This window comes from Bacillus sp. CDB3, assembly GCF_002081505.1.
Classification (GTDB): domain Bacteria; phylum Bacillota; class Bacilli; order Bacillales; family Bacillaceae_G; genus Bacillus_A; species Bacillus_A cereus_AT.
The window spans coordinates 48417-58901 of record NZ_ALBR01000076.1; the positions used below are offsets into that span (position 1 = coordinate 48417).

The following is a 10485-nucleotide window of genomic DNA, read 5'->3' on the forward strand; positions in this document are numbered from 1 at the left end:
TATGTCCATACCGTTTTGTTATACCTTTATTTCAAGCTTATTTCCCTTTAGGAAGAGTAAAACACAACACTTTAATCGATATTTTAGCGCATTCATAATAAAACAAAAACCACCTAAAGGCTCCCCTTCAGGTGGTTTCTATTTTACGCTAACGCAGCTGCCTGTTCTTGTTGATCTACAGGAATTACAGCGTCTCTTAACGCTTTTTCTAGTTCAGCTGTGTATTTCATTTGCTCTTCTTTGCTCCAGCCAAGTTTTGCAGCCATGTAGTTGATTACTGCTTCTTTCCACTCGTATACCCAGTGGATGTTGAAGAATACAGCGCCTCTGCGGCGTACGAAGAAGTCAACTGGTTTTGCTGTCATTTCGTAATCCATTGCGTATACAAGAGGGACTAGAACGTCAAGCGGCATGTTGTATTCTTTCGCTTCGTCTTTATGTTTTTTTGCTAAGTCGAACAGTACGTCTACGTTAGAGCCATAGAATTTCGCGAATTCTTCTGCTTGTGCTGCCGTTAAACCGTATTTCGTACCTTCGCCTGCTTTTTTCGCAACGAATGCTGAGAATCCATGTGAACCACTTACATGTCCACCAGAGATTGGCATATGTTTCGTGTCGCTCTTCGGATATGCGCTATGTCCTTCTTTTTGTAATAGGTTCGTTACGTAGTCTACTACCATTTCAGCCATTTTGCGGTATCCTGTTAATTTACCCCCTGCGATTGTAATTAAACCAGATTCAGAAGTCCAAATTTCATCTTTACGAGAAATTTCAGATGCATTCTTACCTTCTTCGTAAATTAACGGACGTACACCAGCCCAGCTTGATTCCACATCTTTTTCTGTAATTTTCACGCTTGGGAACATGTAGTTAATCGCATTAATGATATATGTGCGATCTTCTGTTGTCATGTGCGGTACAGCTGCGTCTTTATCATAGAACGTATCTGTTGTACCTACGTACGTTTTTCCTCCGCGTGGAATCGCGAACACCATACGTTTATCTGGTGTATCGAAGTAAATCGCTTGACCTAATGGGAAACGTTTTTGATCAATTACTAAGTGAACACCTTTTGATAACTGCAGTACTTTACCTTTTTTCGAGTTATCTTTTTCACGAAGTGTATCTACCCAAGGACCAGCTGCGTTTACAATTTTCTTACCGTAAACTTCGTATACTTCACCGTCTAGTAAATCGATTACACGTACACCGCATACTTTTCCATCTTTATATAAGAAACTGTCTACTTTTGCGTAGTTAACAGCTTTCGCACCATGCTCAATCGCTTCTTTCATTACTTCAATTGTAAGACGCGCATCGTCTGTACGATATTCTACGTAGTAACCGCCGCCTTTTAATCCTTCTTGTTTTACAAGAGGCTCTTTATTTAGCGTTTCTTCACGGTTAAACATCTTTCTGCGCTCGCTTCGTTTTACACCTGCTAAGAAGTCATATACACGAAGACCAATTGATGTACTGAATGATCCGAACGTACCGCCTGTATGGAACGGAAGTAACATCCACTCTGGTGTTGTTACATGGGGACCGTTCTCATATACGATCGCACGCTCTTTCCCCACCTCTGCTACCATTTTCACTTCAAGTTGTTTTAAATAACGTAAACCGCCATGTACAAGTTTCGTTGAACGACTTGATGTACCTGCTGCAAAGTCCTGCATTTCAAACACAATTGTTGATAACCCGCGTGTTGCCCCATCTAATGCAATACCAGAACCAGTAATACCTCCACCAATTACGATCACATCTAACTCTTGTTTATTTACTCCATTTAATACGTCTTTACGTTGTTTACTTGAAAATTTCATGGTAATTCCTCCCTTTGATAACGAAAAAAGAGACCACAAACTCCGCTATAGATTTCGCCTCTATAGCGCGTTGTGGTCTCTCCAAATCTCCTACCGAATTATTAACTTGTCACCATTATAACACTGTTTATGATTATTTGAAAGCTTTTGTTGCTTCAATTGCCTTTTTCCATCCAGCATATAGCTCTTCGCTTGTTTCCGCTTCCATCGTTGGTTCAAAGCGTTTGTCCATATGCCACTGCGCTTTAATTTCATCTTGGTTTTTCCAATATCCAACCGCAAGACCTGCTAAATATGCTGCACCTAAAGCTGTCGTTTCATTGATCACTGGACGCTCTACAGGAACGTCTAACATATCACTTTGGAACTGCATTAAGAAGTTATTCTTAACCGCACCACCATCAACACGTAATGTGTTCAGTTCAATACCTGAATCTGCTTCCATTGCGCATAATACGTCTTTCGTTTGGTATGCTAAAGATTCTAGCGTTGCACGAATGAAGTGCTCTTTCGTCGTACCGCGTGTTACACCAAACATAGCGCCGCGTACTTCACTATCCCAATACGGTGTACCTAAACCTACGAATGCCGGTACAACGTATACACCTTCAGTTGATGCAACGCGTGATGCGTACACTTCACTCTCGCTCGCATCTTTAAACATGCGCATTCCGTCACGTAACCACTGAATTGCAGAACCTGCTACGAAAATACTTCCTTCTAATGCGTAATTTACTTTACCATCTAAACCCCATGCAATTGTTGTTAATAGGCCATGCTCAGAAGCAACTGCTTTTTCGCCTGTGTTCATTAACATGAAGCAACCAGTTCCGTAAGTATTCTTCGCCATACCTTCACCGAAACAAGCTTGTCCAAATAATGCTGCTTGCTGGTCACCAGCTACACCTGCAATCGGTATATTTTGGCCGAAGAAGTGATAATCAATTGTTTCTCCATATATTTCAGATGATTGACGTACTTCTGGAAGCATACTCTTTGGTACTGTTAACATGTCTAGAAGCTCATCATCCCATTGTAAGTCGTGAATGTTAAACATTAATGTACGTGATGCATTTGAGTAATCTGTTACGTGCGCTTTACCGCCAGATAATTTCCATACAAGCCATGTATCAATTGTTCCGAATAATAACTCGCCGTTTTCCGCTTTTTCTCTTGCACCTTCAACGTTATCTAAAATCCATTTTACTTTCGTACCAGAGAAGTATGCATCAATTAAAAGACCTGTTTTTTCGCGAACCATCTCGCTATAACCTTTTTCTTTTAACTCATCACAAATTTCAACTGTTTGACGAGATTGCCATACGATTGCGTTATAAATTGGTTTTCCAGTTGTTTTATCCCATACAACCGCTGTTTCACGTTGGTTCGTAATACCGATACCAGCGATTTGTTCTGGTTTTACATCCGCTTCACTTAAGCAAGTTGCGATAACCGCTAAAATAGATCCCCAAATTTCTTGTGCATTATGCTCAACCCAGCCCGGCTTTGGAAAATGTTGTGTAAACTCTTTTTGAGCTGAATGAACGATTTTTCCTTCTTTATTGAAAAGAATTGCGCGTGAGCTTGTTGTTCCTTGGTCTAATGAAAGAATATATTTTTTCATATCGGTTTCCCCCTATGCTACTTTTCTACTTTTTGTAGTAGTTCCACTTTTTTTACTTGTCATATAAGAGATTGCTAGTACAATCACAGTTGCAATAATCACATAAATAAGTGCTGGATTTTGTTTTCCTTCAAATACAACTTGATGGAATAAACCTGCAAGTGATCCGCCTAGAATCGGACCAACTACTGGAATCCATGCATACTTCCAATTTGAACCGCCTTTTCCTGCAATCGGAAGGAAGAAGTGTGCAATACGCGGACCTAAATCACGAGCCGGATTGATTGCGTATCCTGTTGTTCCACCTAATGATAAACCAATACTTACAATTAAGAAACCTACGATAAATGGATTTAATCCATCTGCAAATTTATTTGCTCCAATTGCTAATATACCAAATACTAAAACGAATGTTCCAATCATTTCACTCAAAAGGTTTGCAAATGTGTTCGGAATTGCTGGACCTGTTGCAAATACACCTAACTTTGTTCCTGGATCTTCTGTTTCTTTCCAATGTGGTAAGTAGTGTAAATATACGATAACTGCCCCGATAATTGCCCCAATCATTTGTGCTGCGATATACATAGGTACGTCACTCCATGGGAACGCTCCCTTAAAAGCAAGTCCTATCGTTAAAGCCGGATTCAAATGTGCCCCACTAATTGATCCAACTGCATACGCTGCCATAGCAACCGCTAAGCCCCAGCCCATTGTAATTACAATCCAACCAGAATCTTTCGCAAACGATTTCTTTAAACTTACACCAGCACAAACGCCGCCACCAAGTAAGATTAACAACGCTGTCCCTATTAATTCCCCTAAAAATGCTGACATAAAATCCCTCCACAATCAATTTAAATGCTTTCAAAAAGTGATAGAGGTAAAATGAATGGCCATTCGTTTTTTTTCAAAAGAAAAAGATCCACAGCTTCCATGCTTCTATATAATATATATAGAAACAATAAAATGTGGATCTCTTCTTTTCTCCGTCACGTTTATTAACTTGTCTATAATGTTAACCTCTAATGAAAGCGGTGTCAACAGAATTTTTTCACATTTTCGTCACTTTTTTTGGTAATGTTTCCATAGTTCTTTTTTCGATGTCGTAATTGCTGTCGCACCAGCATTTAACGCTCTTTCAACATCCTCAACAGTACGAATAAAACCACCCGCTAAAATCGGTACACCTGTACGCTCTTTCACTTCAGCGATCACATCCGTTAGCGCACCAGGAAGCACCTCTATATAATCCGGCTTCGTCTTTTCTAGCAAATTACAGCTCTTTTCCATCGCGCTAGAATCAATTAAAAAGATGCGTTGAATTGAGACGACACCCTTTTGCTTCGCCTTCATAATTACGCTCGCCTTTGTTGACAATAACCCGTACGGTTTATACTCTTGGCATAAAAACTCCGTCGCATGCCCATCACTTTGTAATCCATGGATCAAATCAACATGTAAAAACACCTTTTTCCCATGCTGCTTTGCGAGCGACACAACACTCTTCAATTGACCGACATGAATATCTAAAATAACAATATACTCATACGAACTATGTAATAGCTTCTCCAAATCTTTAATTTGCCTCACTGCCGGCAAAATCTTCTGTTCATGAAATTCCATTCTAAATGTCCCCTTCTTTATGTCATCCTATCCTTTATAGTACACAATTTGAGTGGAAAGAACAGCTAGTGTAGGGGATTTCTTTCAAATCTTTCCTCTATTTATATATTTTCTTCAACTTATCAGATCCCATACCACCTATAACCATTAATATGAGAGGTAAAAAATTCATTACGTATGGTGCATCCGCTATAATTGTAATGCTTGCTCCTGCAAATTTATTTAGCATCCATACAACGATTTTTGCAATAAACAAAAATACTCCTATCATAAATAGACTATCAAAAAACACCTTCCATTTTGGATATGCCAATTGCTTACTATCTTCAATTACTTTCTGCGTCAATTCTTCATCACTCCTTAGCAGTTCATCAATCGTAATCCCGAACAGATCACTTAAATGAATAATAATTTCAATGCTCGGATAGTTCTTTCCCGTCTCCCATTTCGAAACAGACTGCCTACTTACATGAAGTTTTTCAGCCAAATCATTTTGCGACCAATTTCTTTTTTCCCTTTCTTCTTTCAAACGTTCACTAAAAATCATACTGTGTTTATCACCTCTCTACGTCTAGTATGGTCAAATAAATGATGAAGAGTAAAGCTAGTTATCGTTGCATAACCTGTGCAACTTGCGCGTTACACCTTATACTAGCGCCGTTTTGTATTTTATATCATGCAGATTTCATATACTTTTCTTCTATAATAATTTCCCGAACAATAATACAAAGAACGAATACTAGTAAAGACTAGATTAGGCATAAAAAATACGCCATCCCTTCTTATCAGTCTCTAGAAAGAATAACGCAAATTTTCATTTTTACTCATCATTTTTCGGACTATATGAAAATCCCGGATATTTCACAACAGGCCATTTCTCTTTACGTAAAGAATCCATCACTTGCGGCCCAACATGTATATTACTTTCCACTATTTCTTTAGGAGTCAATGCCATCCATTGATTTAACGATACATCTTCAAAACGATTACTTCTGAACATCTCTAAAAACCACAATGTTTCAGTACCTGTATTTTGAATATAATGCCCAGTCGCAAACGGTACATATCCGACATCACCAGCTCGATAATCAAATGTACGGGCTGTACCATTTCCAAGAAACACAGTCATTCTCGCTTGCCCGGTAAGATAATACTGCCACTCATCATTGTTTGGATGCCAATGAAGTTCTCTCATTCCACCAGGCTCAACCTCAACGAGCGCCGCTGCGATTGTTTTTGAAATAGGAAAATTCGTAGAATCTACAATTCGGACACTACCACCAGGGGTCTTAATCGGCTTTTGTTTTAACAGTTCATGTTTAAATGTTAAAGGAACTTCCCCTTTCGGTGATTGAACTTCCTGACTTTCAAGCGAGCCTGGTACCTCTCCTTGATAAATATAAACTTGATCTGAAGGAATGGAGTTAAAAGCACTCTCCGGTACTCCGAAATTAGCTGTTAAGACTTCTTTTGGCGTATGTGCAAACCAGTCTGAAATAGCTAAAGTAGATAGATCAGAAAAATGTCCATCATCGAAAACGAGCAGGAATTCACAATGTTCCAATCCTTGAATAGAATGCGGAATACCAGGCGGGAAATACCAAAGATCACCCGGACCAACATCAGCAATAAAATTCCGTCCGTTTTGATCAACAGCAGTTATTCGTGCCCGTCCTAAAAGCATATACGCCCATTCTGCTTCTTTATGCCAATGAAGTTCACGTATCCCGCCCGCAGTTAAACTCATATTTACTCCAGCAATCGTAGTCGAAATCGGCAGTTCCCGAGCAGTAATCTCCCGAGACCACCCGCCTTGCTTCAAAATCATAGAAGTGTCCGAGAATGAAAACTTCAAGTTAGGAACTAACCCCGCATCAGTTATAGGCGGAACGAGCATATTCGGATTTTGAATATCCCGCATAACATTACGCGGGCCAGAATCAATCGCACCTGCTCCATCGCTACGGATTGGTTGTGGTATACTTCCTCCCGCTTCATTAACAGTACGTTTCCCCATCATTACACTCCTTTTTCATCGGATTATTAGGTAAAAAAACCTCTATCCTAGTGTATGAATTGGGGTTTGGATGGTTACTGTTACTATGAAGTTACATCGAGAGAAAGATCTTCCTATCATTATCGTTTTGTGTTGATAAATCGATATCTCATGTCGAATCGTTGCTATATTTTGGAAAGTAAAAAAGTGGATAACCAAATGTCATCCACTATCCTGATTACACCCTTTTTTAGAGTAGCAATATTAACACCCTCTTTTTAAAATTCCGTATCAAAACCCTTTATATTATTAGCAGGGATAAAAAAAGAATGCCCATTCTATTCAAATAAAACGGCATTCCTTTTTTATAAACAGCATTTAGAAATTATTATTTAAGGTATTTTCCCAAATCATCTAAGTTTCTCGTATGATTTAGAATGATTACATACTCAACTTCAACTTCTGTTACTACCATTTAGCAAATCTTCCGTATATATGATTTTAAAAATAATTACATATATGATCAAAGGTATTTATAGTCTTTAAAGGTAAATTTACTAGATGAAAAGAAAATTTTTATTTTGGTTTTTTATCTCTTCATCCTCTAAAAGTTTCATTTTCAAACCTTTTCATCACAAGAAAAAGAAGCTAACAATAAATTGTTAACTTCTCAAATAGTATCTTTCCTTATCTTCTACTATCTAGATTGTGATTTACTATTTGTAAGATGAGCATCAAACATATCAATTATTTCCAGAAATCTATCAGCTTCACGGAAAACATGGTCTGCTAATAATGGATGAATGATACTCTTTATTTTACATTGCTCAATTAAATCACGTGCCGTTTTCTTAAAATCCCGAAGAGATGTAACTGACACACGATTTTGATCTAAAAATTGATCTAAAAGAGGAACAGTTTGAGATTGTGGTTTCATAGATTCTAAATCAATTGCTTGATACATCAATTCATCAAAATCATTGCTAAAATTCCGGGCTGTATCTACAAGCTTTCTTTCCGATGGATCAAGAAGATGACCAATAAATTTAGCATGGTCTGCCATAATCCTTAAAAAGAAAACATTTTCTTTAATAATAGCATCAGGAAGAGCATCTAATTTACCTTCATTTAATTCAATTAAACGTCTTCTAAAATAATCAGCTTCCCTACTTGTGTGGTCAACTAACAGTGGAAAATTATTTTGTCCTGGCAATTTACATGTGAGAATTAAACCTAAAATTTTTCGCTTAAATCCCCAAATATTAGTTGCGGCTTGTTGTACTTCTGAATTAAATCTTTTTATTTGCCCAGGATCTGTTTCATTTGTATAGGAGTATGCTATTTGTTCGATATGTTCAAACAATCGATAAAATTGATTAGCCTCTTCGATTAGTTGGGTATCCTCGCATCTAAACCCCAATCGAAGAAAAAAAGAATGCTCCTTCATGATTCTAGACCAAAAACGAATTTCATTTAATGAACGTTCAACAAACATTACAGACGTAACACCCGTATCAGGATGTAATGAGGTTTCATCCCTATTCATTCTTAATCCCCCCAGTAAATACTAAGCTAGTTCCATTCTTATGAGTAAATATATATATAAATACCATCAATAAAAGTTCATGATGAATCTCGTATATATGTAAAATTAAACTTATATAAGCTTAACTTGATGGACATGCACTTGCTTCCCTCAAAAGAAAAAAAGACTACCAACCTAGATGTAAAGTTCTACTAAGTGGTAGCCTTTCAAAATTTCTATTAAAGCAATACTGAATCTTTATCACTATCCTGATTACGTTTCTCGCGTTCTTCTTCTAAACGCTTCATATAAACTTCGCCTTCTTTTTCGATAAAATCATTATCCATCTCTTGCTCTTTTTTCGAAGTATATAAAACCATGTAGCCACTTAGTACAATCCCAATGATCACAAGATAAATCCACCATGGTAAAGTTTCCACTTTCGTTCATTCCTTTCCTTAGACAAGCCTTATTAGTTTCACTCTATGAGGAAAGAAGTGGATTTATGCTTGAAAATTCATTTTATCCTTGTGGATGCTTCGCGAAAAACGCTTGTACATATTCCATAAATTCGATTGGTTCCTGGCGAAACGGTGCGTGGTATCCTTTTTCAATGATATGAAACGTACTATTTGTAAATAACTGATGATACAGTTCACCATTTTCCCAAGAAACACTCTTATCGTGCCTACCCCAAATAATTAAAGTCGGCACCTTAATTTTATCTGCTTCCATCGTAATGCGGCGCTCTTTCATTTTCGTAAGCTCATCATAATGCTTTTTATCATCTCGACTATTCTTCACTTCATTTTTATTATAATCCGTAATTGCTGTTACAGTTTGCAGGTCCGTTGATAACTGTGGCATTTCATAACCTTCTTTTTGCTCAAAAGATTCAATTCCTGTAGAATCCGCTAAAATAAGATGCGTAACCGCGTCCGGATATAAGTACGCTAAATTAAGGGACATCTCTCCACCCATCGAATGACCAAGTACTGCGAACTGATCATATCCAAGCTTCTTCATTAACTTATAATATAAATTCACTTGCGCAGGAAACGAATACTGAAAATCAATTGGCTTAGAAGAACGCCCAAATCCTAAAATATCAACCGCGATAATCGTATGATCTCTCGCTAGTTCCGGATAAATATCACTAAATCCATCTGAAGAACCACCAAACCCGTGAAGCATAAGTAAAGGCGGCTTCCCCTCACCAATTTGCTTAAAATAAATCGTCTGTCCATCAATCTGCGCCATACTCTCTTTCGTATTTATCTTCATCATAACAGTATCTTTCACTTCTTCAACCTTCGCAATCGGCTTATCAACGAAGTTACATACTATTAACAAAACGAGTACAATACCGCTAATCATATAAAACTTAAACCGTTTCAAAATTCCCGTCTCCTTTCTCATGCTGCTATTTAAAGTTTTTACATTTTTTGGTTGTTTTATGTTCTCTTTTTAATTGTAACTGTATCAGTTACAATTAAATTAAAAAAATATTACTCAATGCCACTACTAATGGTTACTTTGTAACTATTATAGTTACACATAAAAAGTAAGTCAATTATTTTATCCGCGTTAATAGGCCGTCCGATTAGTGTGAGCTAATAATCAGTGTGAGATGAACCATCAAAGATTGTTTGCTCAGCGCTATTTGGTGCTAGCTTCCTTTGACTTGGTCGGACAATTGGATATCCGAAAGAAGGCTTGTTATCACTATACTTAGTGTCCCTTACTTCTTTTAGTTAATAAAAAACGCAACTCTTTTGTATTAGTAAGTTTAGTCGTTTTGTTAGTTCGTTAGTACTTTATTTTTACTTTCTTTCTACGTACGTCTAAACTACGTATTACTAACTAACTACTTTACCTACTCTAACTACTA

At 37.4% G+C, this 10485-nt stretch carries 9 protein-coding genes; all 9 read right to left on the reverse strand.

The features are described 5' to 3' along the window. Positions 1-143: 143 nt before the first annotated feature. Positions 144-1826, reverse strand: a complete 1683-nt coding sequence (gene glpD / locus CDB3_RS19105; RefSeq protein WP_128855581.1) for an aerobic glycerol-3-phosphate dehydrogenase — start codon at positions 1824-1826, stop codon at positions 144-146. Between the two features lie 133 nt (positions 1827-1959). After that, positions 1960-3450, reverse strand: coding sequence for a glycerol kinase GlpK (gene glpK, locus CDB3_RS19110; RefSeq protein ID WP_128855582.1), 1491 nt, complete (start codon positions 3448-3450; stop codon positions 1960-1962). Positions 3451-3462: 12 nt separating this feature from the next. Next, positions 3463-4284, reverse strand: coding sequence for a glycerol uptake facilitator protein GlpF (glpF, locus tag CDB3_RS19115; RefSeq protein WP_128855583.1), 822 nt, complete (start codon positions 4282-4284; stop codon positions 3463-3465). Positions 4285-4512: 228 nt separating this feature from the next. Next, positions 4513-5073: a glycerol uptake operon antiterminator GlpP gene (gene glpP, locus CDB3_RS19120; RefSeq protein ID WP_000394290.1), complete on the reverse strand. Its 561-nt coding sequence runs from the start codon at positions 5071-5073 to the stop codon at positions 4513-4515. Positions 5074-5170: 97 nt separating this feature from the next. Further along, positions 5171-5620, reverse strand: a complete 450-nt coding sequence (locus tag CDB3_RS19125) for a helix-turn-helix domain-containing protein (RefSeq protein ID WP_128855584.1) — start codon at positions 5618-5620, stop codon at positions 5171-5173. Between the two features lie 273 nt (positions 5621-5893). Further along, a complete protein-coding gene (locus tag CDB3_RS19130) occupies positions 5894-7090 on the reverse strand; it encodes an oxalate decarboxylase family bicupin (protein ID WP_128855589.1) in 1197 nt (398 codons plus the stop codon). A gap of 676 nt (positions 7091-7766) precedes the next feature. After that, complete coding sequence (locus CDB3_RS19135) at positions 7767-8615, reverse strand: DUF2935 domain-containing protein (protein WP_128855585.1); 849 nt, start codon at positions 8613-8615, stop codon at positions 7767-7769. A gap of 218 nt (positions 8616-8833) precedes the next feature. Continuing rightward, positions 8834-9034 (reverse strand): sporulation YhaL family protein, encoded by a 201-nt coding sequence (locus CDB3_RS19140; protein WP_002087191.1) that lies wholly within the window; start codon positions 9032-9034, stop codon positions 8834-8836. An 82-nt stretch (positions 9035-9116) separates the two neighbouring features. Beyond that, complete coding sequence (locus CDB3_RS19145) at positions 9117-9992, reverse strand: alpha/beta fold hydrolase (RefSeq protein ID WP_128855586.1); 876 nt, start codon at positions 9990-9992, stop codon at positions 9117-9119. Positions 9993-10485: the final 493 nt, after the last annotated feature.